Here is a 16,840-nt window from a genome sequence, read left to right as displayed (position 1 = left end):
GTCTCTCCTGGTAAGCCGCGTGCCAGACTAAAACTTCACCCATGCCTTAAACTTTGCACTACAATCTTAATGGCATGAGTTCCGCAGAGTTGACAAAATAGCGTCGTATCATTTTGTTATGCATATTTTATGCACGAAAGTACTTGCAACCAAAAATAACTGATTTACGATTGCAGCCCCGTAAAATAAGGCCCAAGCATGTCTACATCCAGTCAATTCACATTGTTACGCAACGCTAACGTTTTTGCTCCTGCGGCATTGGGCTTAAAAAACATACTAATTTGCGGCAAAAAGATTCTGTACATAGGCGAGGATTTGCCGCAACTATCAGACTGCCTGACGGTGCAAGAAATTGATTTAACCGGAAAAGCTGTGCTCCCCGGTTTTATTGATGCCCATACTCATATTACCGGCGGTGGCGGCGAAGCCGGTTTTGCTACACGAGTACCTCCGGTGCCTTTGAGTCATTTTACCAGCGCAGGAGTCACCTCAGTTGTAGGCTTATTAGGCACAGATGACGTTACCCGTAATACCCAGTCAGTGGTGGCACAGGTATATGCCTTGCGAGAAGAAGGCTTGTCGGCCTGGTGTTACACCGGTGGTTATCACCTACCGCCTACTACGCTCACTGGCTCAGTAAAGTCAGATATCGTATTTATCGAACCTGTTATTGCCGTGGGCGAACTTGCCATAAGTGATCACCGCTCCAGCCAACCAACCTTTGACGAGCTGATAAAAGTAGCCGCGGAATGCCACGTGGCACGTTTAATGACGGGCAAAGCCGGCGTACTGCACTTACACCTGGGCGATGGTGAACGCGGTTTAAGCTTGGTTCGACGCGCGTTGCAGGAAACTGAAATTCCGGCGCGCACCTTTAACCCAACGCACGTTAATCGCCGCCGCGCATTGTTTGAAGAGGCTTGTGAATTAACACAAAAAGGCTGTTGGATTGACATCACCGCCTTTGAAACCGGCCCCGACGGCTACGAACCTGATGAAGCTATATTGCACTTCCTTGAGCAAGGCTTTCCCACGGATAAACTCACCATCAGTTCTGACGGTGGCGGATGCCTGCCTTGTTTTAATCAGCAGGGTGAACTCACCAAGATGGACTTTGCCACCTCAAAAGCCATGACGGCGATATTTTTTCAGTTACTTCAACAAGGGCAATCTATTGATAAGATTTTGCCCTTTTTCAGTCAAAACGTTGCAAACCTTTTGCAACTTCCTAACAAAGGGCAACTAACAGTGAACGGCGACGCCGATCTGATAGTGCTCAATACAAAACAAGACGACATTGACCATGTAATGGCGCTAGGACGCTGGCACAAGTTCAATGGCGAACAAATTAAAAAAGGTACATTTGAGGTTTGAACATGCCATCACCAGCAGTAGACGGACAAAAGCGCGGCTATGTAATTCCGATAGGCGGCGCAGAAGAAAAAATCGATAACCCGGAAATTCTCAGTAAATTTGTAGAACTGGCTGGCGGCCGTGAAGCAAAAATTTGTGTTATCCCCACCGCATCAAGACTGGAAGATACTGGCTCCCGTTATGAGACCTTATTCCGCGATCTGGGTGCTGGGCAAGCAGATTCTTTACCAATTGCAGAGCGCTCAGATGCCCAAGATGAAACTCATCTGGATATTATTGAAAATGCCACCGCTATCTTTATCACCGGCGGTAATCAACTGCGATTATCTACCATTTTAGGTGGCACGCCAGTAGCGAAAGCGATTCGCCAGGCTAATGCTCGTGGCGCTCATGTAGGTGGAACATCCGCTGGTGCGGCCATTATTTCGCAGCACATGATCGCCGGCGGAAACGTGGGTATTGTGCCCACCGAAGATGGTGTAAACCTGGCACCCGGTATGGGGCTCATCAATACTGTCGTAGTAGATCAGCACTTTAACGAGCGCAATCGCCTCGCAAGGTTACTCAGTGCCGTTTCTTACAACCCTTTTTTAGTGGGTGTAGGCCTTGACGAAAATACTGCGGCATTCATTGATGAAGACAACATTTTTACCGTGGTAGGCAGTGGCGCCATCACAGTAGTTGACCCATCGGATATTGAGTATTCCTCCATGGCTGAAGCGCGTCGTGGTGAAGCCCTGACCTTGCTCAATCTCAAAGTACACATTCTGGCTTCTGGCGCTCGATACGATATCAGTAATCGCATCGCCCATATCGATTGATTGCTTACTGAGCAGAGCGCGATAATCATCAGAAAAAAGTGGCATTCGCCACTTTTTTTGTTTATACCTAGTGCTGTTACAGACTTTTTTCTGTAGCCAAATAAATCATCATCTTTGCACACCCTCGCACTTTTCCAACATGCGGAAAATAAGGACGTACGACCCAATGAAAATTACCACTTCTAATGTCTATGTTGGCCCTAATGTTTATGCCAACTTTCCCGTTATTCGCCATCAGATAAATTTGGGTGAATTAGAAAACTGGCCATCGGCAAAATTAGGCGAAAAGTTTATCAATGGTTTGTTAGAAGCAGTGCCTAGTTTGCACAGTCACGGTTGCTCTTATGGTGTTGAAGGTGGACTTGTGCGCCGCCTCCGGGAAGACGAAGGTACCTGGATGGGACATATCTGGGAGCATGTTGCTCTCGAATTGCAAGACCTGGCTGGCTCTAAGGTTACCTTCGGAAAAACCCGCGGTACTGGCGAACACGGTTGCTACAACGTGGTGTACGAATACAAGCAACGAGATGTCGGCCTGGCAGCAGGTGAGCTAGCCATGAAGCTACTCATGCACTTGTTACCTGAGCCAGTAAAACAGCAAGTGCCATTTGACTACGAAGATGATTTTGACTTCAGCGACGAATTACAGTCTTTTGTGCGGGCTGCCCAGCGTAAAGAGTTTGGCCCCAGCACTGGCTCTCTGGTAAAAGCCGCAGAAGAGCGTGATATCCCCTGGTTACGTCTGAACAAATATAGCCTGGTTCAATTTGGACACGGTAAATATCAACAGCGTATTCAGGCTACCGTTACCAGCGAAACCCGTCACATTGCAGTAGAGATATCTTGCGATAAAGAAGACACCCACAATTTATTGAGTGATCTTGGTTTACCTGTTCCGATTCAACATATGATTTACAGTGAGCGCCAGGCAGTGAGAGCTGCCAGACGCATCGGTTACCCGGTTGTGGTAAAGCCGCTTAATGCCAATCATGGCCGTGGCGTCAGTATTAATTTAACGTCTGATGAGCAAGTGCAAACAGCATTTGCCGAAGCGCAAAAGTTTGGCACCAGCCGCGCGGTTTTAGTAGAAAGTTACCTTACTGGTTTTGATCACCGCATGCTGGTGGTGAACAACGAACTGGTAGCGGTGGCAAAAAGAGTCCCCGGTCATGTGGTGGGTGATGGCAAACATACCATCAGCGAATTAGTGGATATCGTTAATGAAGATCCTCGTCGTGGTATCGGTCATGAAAAGGTGCTCACTCGCCTGGAGTTGGATAATCAGGCCCAACGCTTGCTTGAAGAGGCCGAATTATCGCCAGAATCCGTATTGGAAGAGGGCAGAGTATTTTATTTGCGCTCGACCGCCAATCTGTCCACTGGGGGTACGGCAATTGACGTTACGGACATAGTGCACCCAGATAACCGAGATATGGCGGTACGGGCTATCAAAGCTATCGGTTTAGATGTGGGTGGTGTGGACTTTCTCACTGATGACATCAGTAAGTCCTATAAAGAAATTGGTGGTGGTATATGCGAGTGTAATGCCGCTCCCGGCTTCAGAATGCATGTTGCTCCCAGTGAGGGACAATCGCGTGATGTGGCTGGTAAAGTGATGGATATGCTGTTCCCGGCGGGCAGTCAGGCAAAAATTCCCATCGCAGCAATTACGGGTACCAATGGTAAAACCACCACCTCCAGAATGCTGGCCAGCATCATGAAAGCAGCCAACTTTACCACCGGCATGACCTCCACCGACGGGGTCTATATTGATGGCCATTTAACCGTTAAGGGGGATATGACCGGTCCCACATCGGCACAAATTGTATTGCGCGATCCCAATGTAGATTTTGCCATCATGGAAACTGCTCGTGGCGGTATCGTAAAACGCGGCCTGGGTTATAACTGGTGTGATGTGGGGGCTTGTCTGAACATTAGTGCTGATCACTTGGGACAGCGCGGCGTCAACACCCTCGAAGATTTAGCCCAGATTAAACGGGTTGTAGTGGAAGTTGCCAAAGATTGTGCGGTACTGAATGCCGATGACCCGCTGGTATTGCAAATGGCAGACTACTGTCAGGCAAAACGTTTCTGTTACATCACCACAGATTCAGGCCACGGTCTGGTGAGAGAGCATATTCGCTCTGGTGGTATGGCGGTGGTGCTGGAAAAAGGCATCAACGGCGATATGATCACCATATATGACAAGGGTGCGCACATTCCGCTACTTTGGACCCACCTGATCCCCGCAACCATCGAAGGTAAAGCCATGCACAATGTGCAAAACGCTATGTTTGCGGCGGGTATGGCCTACGCCTTTGATACGTCTTTAGACGATATTCGCCAAGGACTAAGAACCTTCAATACCTCTTTTTTCCAGGCACCGGGGCGCCTCAATGTATTTGATGAACATCCATTCAAAGTGGTACTGGATTATGCTCACAACCCGGCGGCCATTCAAACCATAACCGACCTGGCCATGCGTCTGGAAATTAAGGGCAAACGCCGCATTGTTATGGCGATGCCCGGTGACAGACGGGATGAAGATGTCATCGAAGCTGCGAAAATTGCCGCTCAAGGCTTTGATGAATTCATCTGTAAGGCCGACGACGACCGACGTGGTCGCGGTCCTGATGAAATCCCCACACTATTAGCCACACAGCTCAAAGCCGAGGGTATTCCGGAGCAGGCCATTCAGATTATCCCGGATGAACAAACTGCCATTGAAACCGGTTTACAGATGAGCAAGGAAGGCGACTTATTGATTGTGCTGGGTGACAACATCTCCCGCTGCTGGAAGCAGATTGTGCACTTTAATGACGTTAACAAAACCGAGACTTCTCAAAGTAGTACACCTTCCCAAGACTTCCCGGAAAAGTTATTTGAGCCCAAAGAGCACAAATACGAACTCACCGCGGGACAAAAAATGGTGTCGGATGAGCGCGGTGTGCGTATTGTTATGGAGCATGACGAAGAGGCTGACTAGCCTCTCGTTTACTGAACCGGACGAATAGACTATGAAACTGGAACTGGACGAATCGCGCCGTTTAACGGGGCCCAATTTACTGTGGAATTTTCCCGGCGCAATTATTGACGTGTTTGTGGATGAAGTTGATAAACATCAGGTGGCGCAAACCTGGCAAAATCAAGCCAAATCGCTGTGTGATGAATTGGGCTGGACAGCGGCGCAAAGCACCTACCGTATTCATACCCACGGCATCAGCATGGCCATTAGTGCCCCCATGGATGCCCTCTATACCGCCTGTGAACTGGCCCAACACGCATGGGAGATAGTGGTAGCCGAGCTGCGCAAAGAAGAGCACCCTGACAAAGGCGCAATCATTGCCAAGCTCAAAGAGGAATTACAGCGTGAAGTGAATCCCAAACTGTTGCAGATAATTCAATGTGCCCATGAAAAAGGGGTCACATGCATCACAGATGATGACTATCTGTCCTTGGGTATGGGAGCTACCGTAGATACCTGGCCAGTAAAAGAACTCCCCGATAGTGACGCCATCTGCTGGTCAAAATATCAGGATGTGCCACTGGCTTTTATCACTGGCACCAATGGTAAGTCCACCAGCGTACGACTTGCCGCTCAAATCGCAAAATGTGCCGGGCTCAGTGCCGGCGTCACTTCTACTGACTTTATAAAAGTGGGCGAACATATTATTGATACCGGGGATTATTCTGGCCCCGGTGGTGCGCGCATGCTGGTGCGAGATTCCCGCACGGAGATCGCCTTTTTAGAAGTGGCTCGTGGCGGAATTTTGCGTCGTGGCTTACCGGTAAATCGCGTCGATGCTGCGCTTGTCACCAATGTGGCCGCCGATCATTTAGGGCAATACGGTATCGATACCGTAGAGGAATTATCCGAAGCCAAATTTGTTGTGGCGAAAGGGCTAGACAATACAGGCACATTAGTACTCAACGCCGATAACGAATTATCAGTAGCACAGTCTCAACATTACAAAGGCACAATTTGCTGGTTTAGCGAGTCAGAAAATAATTATCTGGTGCAGGAAAACTTAACTAATGGTGAACCTGCGGTATTCAGCCATCGCGGCGATCTCGTGTATTTTAACGGTAAAACCTTAGACAGATTGTGTGCCATCGACAGTGTCCCCATGACATTTGGCGGACACGCTCACCACAATATCCAAAATGCGCTCGGCGTTATCGGTTTGTGTTTTGCTTTGGGTTTTGAGCGACAGCATATCATCGCGGGTTTACAGCAATTTGCCAGTAATGCCCAAGATAATCCCGGTCGCGGTAACCTGTATGATATCAATGAGGCAAAATATATCGTTGATTTTGCTCATAATGAGCACAGCATGAAAGCCGTAGTGGCTATGGCCAGTAAAATCCCTGCCACCCAACGCATTGTAATGTTTGGCCATGCCGGTGACCGTACTGATGCCGAGATACAGCATCTGACTGAAGCCGTTGCGGGATTAGATGCAGAAATTTACATTACCTCGGAAGTTGGTAAATACTTGCGTGGTAGAGAGCCCGGCGAAGTGCCCGGGCTATCAAAACACTTTCTGATGCAAACGGGTATTGAGGAAGATAAAATTCTGTTTTCAGCGTCGCCATTGGCTGGTGCTCAAATGGCACTGGAATTGGCTAAGCCCGGAACCGTAGTACTGCTCTTTACACTCTGTGATAGAGAAGCTGTACAACAATTGCTGGAACAACAACCTAAAGTGTAAACAAATCGCCAGTTTCCATGGTGGAAACACTATGGAAACTGGACTCAGCCAGTAAAAATGCTTACTCTCGTTGCCTAAAATTAAAAGAGTAACGATCACGCCCATTGGCGTGACCAGCTACGAGGATGAGTTTTGAGTACATCTAACGACACCACTCAAGCGGAAAATAATAATCAGAAGCCGTCTGGCGCCGCCGCTGAGTCACAATCGGGCTTGTTTTCCCGATTTTTAGCCACAGTTGAGTGGCTGGGGAACCTGCTCCCCCACCCTGTTACCTTGTTCGCCATGTTCGCCCTGTTTATCGTGTTGTTGAGCGGTATATTGGGCTACTTCGATGTCAGCGTTATGGATCCCCGTCCAGAGGGAGCCAAAGGCCGTGAAGCCGATGGCGTCATCGAAGTTATTTCACTAATGAATGCCGAAGGGCTGCAACGCATCGTCACCGGACTGGTCACTAACTTTACCGGATTTGCACCATTAGGCACCGTATTGGTGGCACTGCTGGGTGTATCGGTAGCAGAGCACAGTGGCTTGTTACAAACTGCCATGCGTTCCATGGTGGTCAATGCCTCCCCCAGAATGGTAACCGTCGTGGTGGTTTTTGCAGGGATAATTTCCAACACCGCTTCTGAATTGGGTTACGTGGTACTGATACCGCTAGCGGCAATGATATTCCATTCCCTTGGGCGTCACCCCATTGCTGGATTGGCAGCCGCCTTTGCAGGCGTATCCGGGGGATACAGCGCCAACCTGTTATTAGGTACGGTTGATCCACTGCTATCGGGGATAACCGAGGCGGCAGCCCACATGATAGATCCCGAGTATACTGTAGGACCCGAAGTCAACTGGTACTTCATGTTCATCTCAACCTTCGCAGTGGCATTCATGGGCGCCTTTGTCACTGAAAAAATCGTTGAGCCGCGGTTGGGTAAGTATGACCCCAGTGAAGCCGCTGTTGAGCTAGAGCAGCCGAAAATTGAAAAGCCAAGCGCACAAGAAAAGAAAGCCTTAAAAATGGCAGGATTGGCGTTCTTGGGTCTTTGCGTATTGCTAGCACTCACTATCGTTCCGGAAAATGGCATTTTGCGTCATCCTGAAACTGGCGCAGTCGCGGGCTCACCATTTTTAAAAGGCATTGTTGCCTTTATCTTTATCACTTTTGCTGTTCCTGGCTTTGTCTATGGCCGTGTTGCCGGCACCATGAAAAATGACAAAGATGTAATCAACGCCATGGCCAAGAGCATGAGCTCGCTGGGCTTATATATCACCTTGGTATTTTTTGCTGCACAGTTTGTGGCCTTCTTTAAATGGACCAACCTTGGTACCGTGCTAGCAGTAAAAGGCGCTGCCTTTTTACAGGCAGCCGGATTGGATGGCCCGTCTATTTTTATCCTGTTTATCCTGATGTGTGGTTTGGTCAATCTGTCTTTGGGCAGTGCTTCAGCACAATGGGCGGTGACAGCACCGATTTTTGTCCCCATGCTGATGCTGGTAGGCTACGCACCAGAAGTTATCCAGGCGGCTTATCGAATTGGTGATTCCACTACCAACCTCATAACGCCTATGATGAGCTATTTTGGTTTAATATTAGCCGTGGCAGCCCGCTACAAAAAAGACTTGGGGATGGGGACGTTAATCGCCACCATGCTGCCCTACTCCTTAGTTTATATCGTCGGCTGGACCGCCCTGTTTTATATTTGGGTATTCTTGCTGGGGATGCCAGTAGGGCCGGGTGCCGCCACCTACTACAATCCATAAACGACAAAGACGAAGGCAATGCCTTCGTCTTTTTTCGTGCAAGGCAAAACCAAAGCGCTGCCGATTGCGTATCGCTTGTAAACCGTTAGTTATGAATCTGCAATGAAGTATAAAAACAGTCAGCACTTTAGCCACGCTCAACAAGATAAAACAGGTGTCTTAATTACCAACCTTGGAACACCGGATGCACCAACGAAAAAAGCGCTCAAGCCCTATCTAAAAGAGTTTTTATCCGACCCAAGAGTAGTGGAAGTGCCGCGCCTGATATGGTGGTGTATATTAAATTTCATCATTCTAAATATCCGCCCAGCCCGCAGTGCTAAAGCCTATGCCACAGTTTGGACTGAACAAGGCTCACCACTGATGCAGCACACCCAAAACCAATGTACTGCATTAGAAAAAGTGCTAGGCGAAAAATACGGTGATAACGTTGTTATTGACTATGCCATGCGTTATGGCACCCCTTCGATTTCCTCGGTAATGGACAAAATGTTCCAACAAGGGGTGCGCAAACTGGTGGTACTACCACTCTACCCACAGTACTGCGCTTCCACTACAGGCAGTACCTTTGACGCCATTGCACAAGACTTTACCCAAAGACGCTGGCTACCAGATTTCAAATTTATCAGTCATTATCACGACAACCCTGACTACATTGCTGCCGTGGCAGACAAGATAAAGGCACATTGGCAAAAGCACGGCAAGACCGACAAGCTGTTATTTTCCTACCACGGCATCCCCAAACGCTATCTCACTAACGGAGATCCCTATCACTGTGAGTGCTACAAGACATCGCGTTTAATCGCAGAATACCTGGAGCTGGATAAAGATCAGTACATGACCACCTTTCAGTCTCGTTTTGGCCGGGAAGAATGGCTTAAACCTTATACGGATCACACGCTCCAGGCACTGCCCAAAAAAGGCGTAGAATCCGTGCAGGTGGTTTGCCCTGGCTTTTCTTCAGACTGCCTGGAAACCATTGAAGAAATTGGTGAGGAAAATCGTGACTACTTCCTCGAAGCGGGCGGCAAGCGCTATGAATACATCCCTTGTCTCAATAGCGATGACGTTCATATTCAGTTACTTGCGCAAATGATAGAGTCAGAACTGGAAGCTTGGCATCCCACCAAACAAGAGAACCTTGATGAACGTCAAAAGCGAGCTAAAGCATTGGGTGCCGAGCAATAACAGGCACACTGCCAGTTTAAAAATAGAGGAATAATGTCGGGACAGGTATTAGAGATCATCCATATAGGGCAGGTCATTCAGGCCGCCGTTGCGCCGGTGTTTTTGATAACAGGCATTGCAGCTTTGCTGGGTGTTGCTTCGAATCGCTTAATGCGAGTTATGGACAGGGCCCGTGAATTAGAAAATAGTTTACAAGATGCAACAGACGTTGCTATCAAGAAAGTCCAATCTGAAGAGCTGCGTTTTTTGTGGAAACGCATCTCGCTCATCAATAAAGCTTTCAGCCTCTATACTTTGACCGCCCTGTTGTTGTGTGTGGTGATAACAACCCTGTTTATCAGTCATATATACACTATTCAATTATCTTTAATGATCTCCATTACCTTTATTCTCGCATTAGCAGTATTAATATTGGCCTTACTGCTCTCCCTGAGGGAAATCTTGCTCACTACGCGATCGCTAAAAATCAGATTAAAGCTACGCAAGCTTAAAATTCCCGAAGATTAATATGTCATAATGGCCACCTGGCGATTCAGGCTTCTTCTTTTAGCGACTGATAGCGTTTAAGCAACTTGCTATTTTTATTTATCTCATAGCGTGCCCACCAGCCCATCAATAGCGACATAACAGCAATCAGGCCGGTTCCTTTCAGTACCTTTATCAGGTATTCATAAGGTACGGGTTGGTAATAAAAGTAATAGGCGATGGACCAGAGGGAGAAAAACAACGCGATAAAAATTCCCATCCAGATACACATTCTGGCGATACAGATATTGTTGATTTTTTGCTGTATCAAACGACCCAAGTACTCATTGGTAGGAACGTTTGAGCGCAAGCTGGCCAAACGTAAACGCAAGCTCCAGGGTGTTACCACGATAATCAGCACCAAGAATACCCCCAGCCAGATCTGACGGAACAAATTGTCTTCCGTTTGCAGGAAGTAACCACACATTATGACACCGGCCAGTAAGCCAATAACATCTGACAGTGCCCACAACCATTGCTTGCGGCGGTTCTTCTTCCATAGCGCTTTTAATTCTTTGACATCAATGCTTTGTACCGGCTGACTTTGCCATAAATTAGAAAGCGGATCATTTTGATTATTCATTGTGCAACACCTCGGATAAGTGTTTTCTGATGCGATTAATGGTGACACCAACATTGGATTGACTAACACCACATATTTCAGCAATTTCGTTATATTGCATACCTTCGAGATAAAGGGTAATGAGCTGCCTGTGTTTTAGCGGCAATTTGCGTACTGCGCCCAACAACTTATCCAACATTAGTTGCTGTTCAGCTTCCAGAGGTTTTGACGTCAACGGTAAAGCTTCTTCAGACAATGAATCGGCTTTGGGTCGCTTGCTCTCAGCAAGTACATGTTGAACACAGCGGTTATGGGCTATTTTGAGCACATAGGTTTTTAACTGGGCATCGCCGCGAAAACCAGCAAGAGCCTGCCAAACGTGGAGCGCGATCTCCTGAGTCAACTCCTGACGCATTGCCAGATTACTCTCATAGCTACCCGCCATTCGGCTAAACAGCGGACCATAGTCCTGTAATACTTGTTCGATATGTATTGGGTCCATGTCGCGCTTAATTTATTTCTGATACAGGCTTTAGTATGTAGAGCGCCAATTTTATTACAAAAACTAAAAAATAAACTTTTTTCGTTTTGTTTGTAACAAATCAGACGAGATGAACACTACTAATTTCAAAATCCTAATCAACCTTGGAGTTAATCATGGACTTATTGATTTTTACCTTACTATTTGTCGGCATTTTAGCCCTGTGTGTTTTCGGTTACTGGCTGGACAGCAGATACAATATGCAAATTGTAAAGTGGATGAATATGGAGGTATCTTCGCCTTTCAAAGAAAAACCTCAGAAATACACTGACGCTGATTATCTGCAGCTGAAAACCCGTGTCGAAAACTTGGAAAAAATTGTCACCGAGCCCAAATGGGAGTTGGAACAAAAGATCAAGAATCTGTAGGAAAATACGGAGTTTTATGGTGCTTGGCAAAAGGATGTTTATACCATTCTGATTAAATTGAGCTATCTTTAAAGACTTTCGCAACAATCGAGATTTTTAATGCTGGTACTCAAATCCACTTACGACGAACTTGCTCAAGACAAAGCACGCTTGAATAAAGACCTGGCGGCAGCGCTAGATGAAAACGAGTTACTGCGTCGTGAGCTGGAGGAGCTTAAATCAGACCTGGCTTCGGGAGCAATACAAACTCAAGAGAATCATCAAGACAGTATGTTGCGCTCAGCGCTTGATTGCATTAGTCAGGTAGAGGGGATCAGAGAAACGGTATTAGCTTCGTTTGAGCGCATTGAAACAGAGAGCCAATCTGTCACCGAAATCAACGATTTATTTGATGTAGCTAGCGGCGCTCTGGATAATATCGTATCAGGCATGGCGGGACTTACCGGCAAGATGTCGAATATGACCACCAATATTAGTGGTCTGTCAGAGATGGCCGACAATATTAACTCCTTTGTGACGACCATTTCTTCAATTTCCGATCAAACCAACCTGCTAGCCCTTAATGCCGCCATCGAGGCAGCCAGAGCCGGTGATGCCGGTAGAGGGTTTAGCGTTGTTGCGGATGAAGTACGCTCATTGGCTAATAATACCAGTGAATCCGCCAATGAAGTGGCCGAACTTGTGAGGAAAATCATCAGTTCGACTAGCGAAACCGTGACGACAGTGGATGATATTCAGAGTAACAATCAGTCGCTTGCTGACGGTGTCGACAAACTCAATGAGTTTTATGGCACCATTGTTGAGCAAACCAATAAAATGAAAAATGTTATACAAGATGCCGCGATTCGCTCTTTCATCCAAACTGTGAAATTAGATCATATCGTCTGGAAGGGAGATATCTACGCCATTGCCTTCGGCACCAGCAACAAAACCAGCGCGGATGTGGCGGATCAGGTGTCGTGTCGACTGGGAAGTTGGATGGAGGGCACAGGACGAGACACGTATGGAAAGGTTCCGGCATTTCAGCGGCTGGAACGCCCTCATCGAGCTTTGCACGAAAATGGTGTAAAGGCCCTGGAGTATCTTAAAAAAGACGACAAACAGGGCGCATCGGCGCACATGCAAAAAATGGAAGCCGCCAGTCAGGAAATCATGCAGTGTCTGGATGATATCATCCGCTAAATAAACAATCAGCAACGATTGAACAATGGGGCCAACCTTGTATGTTAACACCTAACAGTCACATAACCCGTCAACTAATCGCATTAGTTCCGATATGGGCGATGCGACTGGAAACAACCAAGGTGCAACGGTAAGCTGCAACAGAGAGTCGTCTCCTTGGGCGCTAGAATAAATGATATCAATGGCACCCGTATTTTCGTGGTACACAGCCGGGTCGCTTAGCCCGTCGCCATTGTAATCAGCTACGATAGGTAGAGCATCTGAAGCACTGTCAAAAAGCTTTTCAACGACCTCGCCCGTGTCTGACAATCTGATAATGAACCGGCTAGCACTTGCTCGCCAAACAGCCATATCAGTAATACCATCCCCATCAAAATCTGCTGGTACCGGAATGTCTGCTTCTGCTAACCCCAGACGGATCCGCTGGATACTGTCTTCGCGGTCACTATTGTAATTGCTACCGCTGGAATTGTTCACGTACCAGGTTTTATCTTCAGGACGACGAAACGCGACATCGTCTTTACCGTCGCCATCAAAATCTCCGGTAACAGGAATATCCGTGCTGCGCAGCCCAAATTTCACTTCGATTATCTCTCCATTACTGGATTGGCGAATGATCCAGAGGCGAAGTGAAGGTCTTCTCACTGCTAAATCGGCAATGCCGTCGCCATCATAATCGGCAACCACCGGAATATCTTCTTCTGCAAGACCAAAGCGGATGCGCTGAATACCATCCTGGCGATCACTGCCATAATTGCTGTTACTGGAATTTAAAATATACCACATTTTTGTGGCTGGTCTTCTAACCGCAATATCAACGATACCATCTCCGTCATAATCAGCAGGAACGGGAATATCGGTCTCCCGCAAACCAAACTGAACGTCGCGAATTTGCTCATCTGACGATTGATAAATCGTCCACGAGCGTTGATAGGGGTCTCGCAGCGCAATGTCAGCCACGCCATCCCCATCAAAATCCTGATTAATTGCCTCTCTGGCACCATTAATCTCCAGTCGGATTAAAGCAGACTCGAAATGCTGTCCCTGCTGATTCACTGTGCCCGGTAAGAACAGATCTCCGGCAAAGGCTTCCAGAAACAACATATAATGAACATCAGTTGGTACAAATGTACCATAGCCAAAATTCATCAATGGCTGAGCAACCCCGCCTTGCCAAAGCTGCATGTCGCTCACTTGTCCTTGATAAGTGGATTGCATATAACTGATAAAGTAAACCTCACCACTCAGCTCTGCGATTTTAAACAAACCAGGTACAGTCACATCACCAGTGGTATCGTCACTGCCAAGCGTTGCCAGATGATTCAGTAGTATTAATTGTTCTTCAGCAGGATTGTACTGCCAAATGCCGTAGTTGCTGTCTTCACCTTGCCCGGCATAATAAAAATTGCCATTGAGCCATGCCCAGTCGTCTTTGAATCGCACAGGGCTCACTTGCTGCAGCTGATTTTGTTCATTGTTTACCTGCCAGAGGCTGGTGCGGCGAAATCCATCCACAAAACCCTCTTCTTTAACTACAAGCAATTGGGACGCTGCCGGTAACAGGTGATGACCGCATCCCAGCTGCACAAAATCCTCGGTTTCTGGGTTGTAACGCATTACATCCCCCCACCGAGAAAAATAGAGGTTGTCTTTGAATGCAACACTCTCAACCATTTTGGTTTTCTGGCATCCCTGTATGGGTGACGTCTCAATCTGATGATATTCTCTGGCAGTTCTGTCCCAACGCCACAATCCGTAATAAAAATCCACATCCCGGAATAAATACAGATTGTTTTCATCAACCCAGGCGACCTGGCCATCCCCCCAAAACAAAGTGCCAGTTTCAGCTGTTTGCAGGTCATAAGAAAATACCTGTGAAACATTACTGCGACTTCTGTGCCTGAAAAACACCTTGTCACCGGAATGTTGGAATAGCGATAGTTGCAGCCCCCTGTCCCGCGCAATCTCATTCAGGTCCTCCAATGGCACAATACTGTCATCGCGGCTGTCCAGTCGAAAGTAATGTTTGGTGCCATCAACCGGCACACTAAAAAACAAATACTGATTGATGGCTTTTTCCAGCAAAAACTCTTTGTGGTAGGGGGAAATTATGGCTTCGGAATTAAAATCCAGAAGTTCAGGCTCTCCCGTTTGGCCAAGCCGCCATAAACCTTGTCCTTCGGTTCCGGAATCGGCAACCAAGTAAAATTTGTCACCAACAGTGATGCCTTCATTTACATTTGAAGCTCTAAATCGGGTTCCCTGAATGTCTGTGAGTTGTTGCCCCACCAGTTCCTGGTCCACCCGCCAGAGCTGCTCATTGGCATAAGATGTGCCACCAACAGTGATGATCTCATTGTCCAAAAGGAACATACCACGACAACTCAAAGATTGACCGCCATAGTCAATGGTGCGCATTGTATTTGTCTTAAGATCCAAGGCCTTATTACACGCCTGAGAACTACCCCAGGTGTACCTGCGCGGCTCAAAGAACAATAAATCGTCTTTAATTTTTACGCCATCAGCGGACGGCTTATCACCGAGGTATGTAAACTGACTTTCAGATACGTCGTCGGCAAGGTTAAAACTGTATACCGAGTCAGATCGCCAGGAGAAGTACAGGTGTTGCTCGGAGACATACAGGTTATTAATTGGATTGTATGCGCACCAACTATGGGTGCCAATGTGAAACTCGGCATCGGTGATTTGTACCTTATCACCGCTGGCTAAATCATAGCGCCAGACATGGTAGCCAGGAAGCTCACCACCCACCTGGTTGAACCCCGAGGTATCCTCAATATTGACATAAAAAACGTAGTTACCTGAGGTGCCTAACAGTGTCTCTCGCTTGTAAGAAGGAGAGTCATCACCATCGCAATCAAAGTTAAAAAACAAGTCGGTTATTTTAGAAAGGCTGTTTTCATTGACATCCAGGGACCATAGCTCTCCCTCGAACTCAAGGTCAGGTGTGCTATTGGTGGTATCCACATAAAGGCGGTTTTGCTCTACTTTAACCAATCGCGGGCTGGTTCTTCCCGAATTCGGTGCCAGTAATTCGTCGAGTGGTGTAAGTGCATAAAATTGGTTTTGGGTTTGATCATATTGCCAAAACTGCGTCTCATCCTCTGATGAGTTGGCGATAAAATAAAAAGCCGTCTCACCAAACTCAAAATCACTAAAAGAACCACTTAATGCTTCCTGGCTGGCACTGCCTGCCAAAGAGAGGGCATCATTGTCCGAATCCACCAACCAGATTGAATCCGTTGAATCCGCATCTCTGCTGTGCATAAACAGCTGCTGATTAAACTGAAATAACCAACGAGTGCGCTCGGATTCCCCATCCACAACTGATACACACTCACAACCTAAATCGTAGCTCCAGAGCTTTTGAACACCACTGCCATCCTCGGCCAGGAAATAGGCTTTGTCACCTATCACCTCGATATCTGAGAACTCAGAATAGGGTAAATCCGGTCCCGAAAAGGTTATTTTGCGATAATCGTTCGTTTCTTTCTCTAACTGCCATAACCAGTTACTACTGGAAGCCCCAAAGGCATCAGAGCGCTCAAGAGCAATAAAAAAAACTGTCTGTTCGTTGGATGCCACATCCGTGATGAAAAAATTGACATCCTCAGATTGTGAGTTCAGTTGATAAAAGGTGGAATCTATTTTCGCGCCTGCGGAAAAAGAAAACTGAAGAAACAGACAAGTAAATAAAAAAAGCGAGGCCTTATACATTGGATGATTGGTAAGCATTGGTAAAATTCCTTTGCAAAACTCTTGTGCAAAATTGACGAATCTACCGAGAT

At 47.1% G+C, this 16,840-nt stretch carries 12 protein-coding genes; 9 read left to right on the top strand and 3 right to left on the bottom strand.

Annotation, left to right across the window (positions count from 1 at the left end; all coding sequences use genetic code 11):
- Nucleotides 1-198 precede the first annotated feature (198 nt).
- The 7 genes from iadA to AABA75_RS02915 all read left to right on the top strand — a co-directional run bounded on the left by iadA (nt 199) and on the right by AABA75_RS02915 (nt 10,360).
- A complete protein-coding gene (gene iadA, locus AABA75_RS02945) occupies nt 199-1,374 on the top strand; it encodes a beta-aspartyl-peptidase (RefSeq protein WP_338291010.1) in 1,176 nt (391 codons plus the stop codon).
- Between the two features lie 2 nt (nt 1,375-1,376).
- Nucleotides 1,377-2,195 (top strand): cyanophycinase, encoded by an 819-nt coding sequence (locus AABA75_RS02940; RefSeq protein ID WP_338291009.1) that lies wholly within the window; start codon nt 1,377-1,379, stop codon nt 2,193-2,195.
- A gap of 166 nt (nt 2,196-2,361) precedes the next feature.
- Nucleotides 2,362-5,181, top strand: a complete 2,820-nt coding sequence (gene cphA, locus AABA75_RS02935) for a cyanophycin synthetase (RefSeq protein WP_338291008.1) — start codon at nt 2,362-2,364, stop codon at nt 5,179-5,181.
- A 31-nt stretch (nt 5,182-5,212) separates the two neighbouring features.
- Nucleotides 5,213-6,907, top strand: a complete 1,695-nt coding sequence (locus tag AABA75_RS02930; protein WP_338291007.1) for a Mur ligase family protein — start codon at nt 5,213-5,215, stop codon at nt 6,905-6,907.
- Nucleotides 6,908-7,120: 213 nt separating this feature from the next.
- On the top strand, nt 7,121-8,665 hold the full coding sequence (locus AABA75_RS02925; protein WP_338294788.1) for an AbgT family transporter: 1,545 nt from the start codon (nt 7,121-7,123) through the stop codon (nt 8,663-8,665).
- Nucleotides 8,666-8,767: 102 nt separating this feature from the next.
- Nucleotides 8,768-9,853 (top strand): ferrochelatase, encoded by a 1,086-nt coding sequence (gene hemH, locus AABA75_RS02920; RefSeq protein WP_338291005.1) that lies wholly within the window; start codon nt 8,768-8,770, stop codon nt 9,851-9,853.
- A 33-nt stretch (nt 9,854-9,886) separates the two neighbouring features.
- Nucleotides 9,887-10,360, top strand: coding sequence for a DUF2721 domain-containing protein (locus tag AABA75_RS02915; RefSeq protein ID WP_338291003.1), 474 nt, complete (start codon nt 9,887-9,889; stop codon nt 10,358-10,360).
- A 25-nt stretch (nt 10,361-10,385) separates the two neighbouring features.
- Here AABA75_RS02915 and AABA75_RS02910 read toward each other — a convergent pair whose 3' ends face one another.
- Both AABA75_RS02910 and AABA75_RS02905 read right to left on the bottom strand, forming a co-directional pair.
- On the bottom strand, nt 10,386-10,961 hold the full coding sequence (locus AABA75_RS02910; protein ID WP_338291002.1) for a hypothetical protein: 576 nt from the start codon (nt 10,959-10,961) through the stop codon (nt 10,386-10,388).
- Complete coding sequence (locus AABA75_RS02905; protein WP_338291000.1) at nt 10,954-11,442, bottom strand: RNA polymerase sigma factor; 489 nt, start codon at nt 11,440-11,442, stop codon at nt 10,954-10,956. The genes AABA75_RS02910 and AABA75_RS02905 overlap by 8 nt, the downstream gene beginning before the upstream one ends.
- 155 nt (nt 11,443-11,597) lie before the next feature.
- Between AABA75_RS02905 and AABA75_RS02900 the strand changes: the two genes are divergently transcribed.
- A complete protein-coding gene (locus AABA75_RS02900; protein ID WP_338290999.1) occupies nt 11,598-11,849 on the top strand; it encodes a hypothetical protein in 252 nt (83 codons plus the stop codon).
- A 99-nt stretch (nt 11,850-11,948) separates the two neighbouring features.
- Nucleotides 11,949-13,031, top strand: coding sequence for a methyl-accepting chemotaxis protein (locus AABA75_RS02895; protein ID WP_338290996.1), 1,083 nt, complete (start codon nt 11,949-11,951; stop codon nt 13,029-13,031).
- Between the two features lie 51 nt (nt 13,032-13,082).
- Here the strand turns inward: AABA75_RS02895 and AABA75_RS02890 are convergent, their stop codons facing one another.
- On the bottom strand, nt 13,083-16,787 hold the full coding sequence (locus AABA75_RS02890; protein ID WP_338290995.1) for an FG-GAP repeat domain-containing protein: 3,705 nt from the start codon (nt 16,785-16,787) through the stop codon (nt 13,083-13,085).
- Nucleotides 16,788-16,840: the final 53 nt, after the last annotated feature.

The sequence above is a fragment of the Planctobacterium marinum genome, assembly GCF_036322805.1.
GTDB classification, from domain to species: Bacteria; Pseudomonadota; Gammaproteobacteria; order Enterobacterales; family Alteromonadaceae; genus Planctobacterium; species Planctobacterium marinum_A.
The sequence above is the reverse complement of the archived record's forward strand: the minus strand, read 5'-3'. Positions and strand labels throughout refer to the sequence as shown.

Coding starts and splice junctions, on each gene's coding strand:
- AABA75_RS02940 (WP_338291009.1), top strand. CDS start 1,377: ATGCCATCACCAGCAGTAGACGGACAAAAGCGCGGCTATGTAATTCCG.
- iadA (WP_338291010.1), top strand. CDS start 199: ATGTCTACATCCAGTCAATTCACATTGTTACGCAACGCTAACGTTTTT.
- AABA75_RS02895 (WP_338290996.1), top strand. CDS start 11,949: ATGCTGGTACTCAAATCCACTTACGACGAACTTGCTCAAGACAAAGCA.
- AABA75_RS02915 (WP_338291003.1), top strand. CDS start 9,887: ATGTCGGGACAGGTATTAGAGATCATCCATATAGGGCAGGTCATTCAG.
- AABA75_RS02910 (WP_338291002.1), bottom strand. CDS start 10,961: ATGAATAATCAAAATGATCCGCTTTCTAATTTATGGCAAAGTCAGCCG.
- AABA75_RS02900 (WP_338290999.1), top strand. CDS start 11,598: ATGGACTTATTGATTTTTACCTTACTATTTGTCGGCATTTTAGCCCTG.
- hemH (WP_338291005.1), top strand. CDS start 8,768: ATGAAGTATAAAAACAGTCAGCACTTTAGCCACGCTCAACAAGATAAA.
- AABA75_RS02930 (WP_338291007.1), top strand. CDS start 5,213: ATGAAACTGGAACTGGACGAATCGCGCCGTTTAACGGGGCCCAATTTA.
- AABA75_RS02890 (WP_338290995.1), bottom strand. CDS start 16,787: ATGCTTACCAATCATCCAATGTATAAGGCCTCGCTTTTTTTATTTACT.
- cphA (WP_338291008.1), top strand. CDS start 2,362: ATGAAAATTACCACTTCTAATGTCTATGTTGGCCCTAATGTTTATGCC.
- AABA75_RS02905 (WP_338291000.1), bottom strand. CDS start 11,442: ATGGACCCAATACATATCGAACAAGTATTACAGGACTATGGTCCGCTG.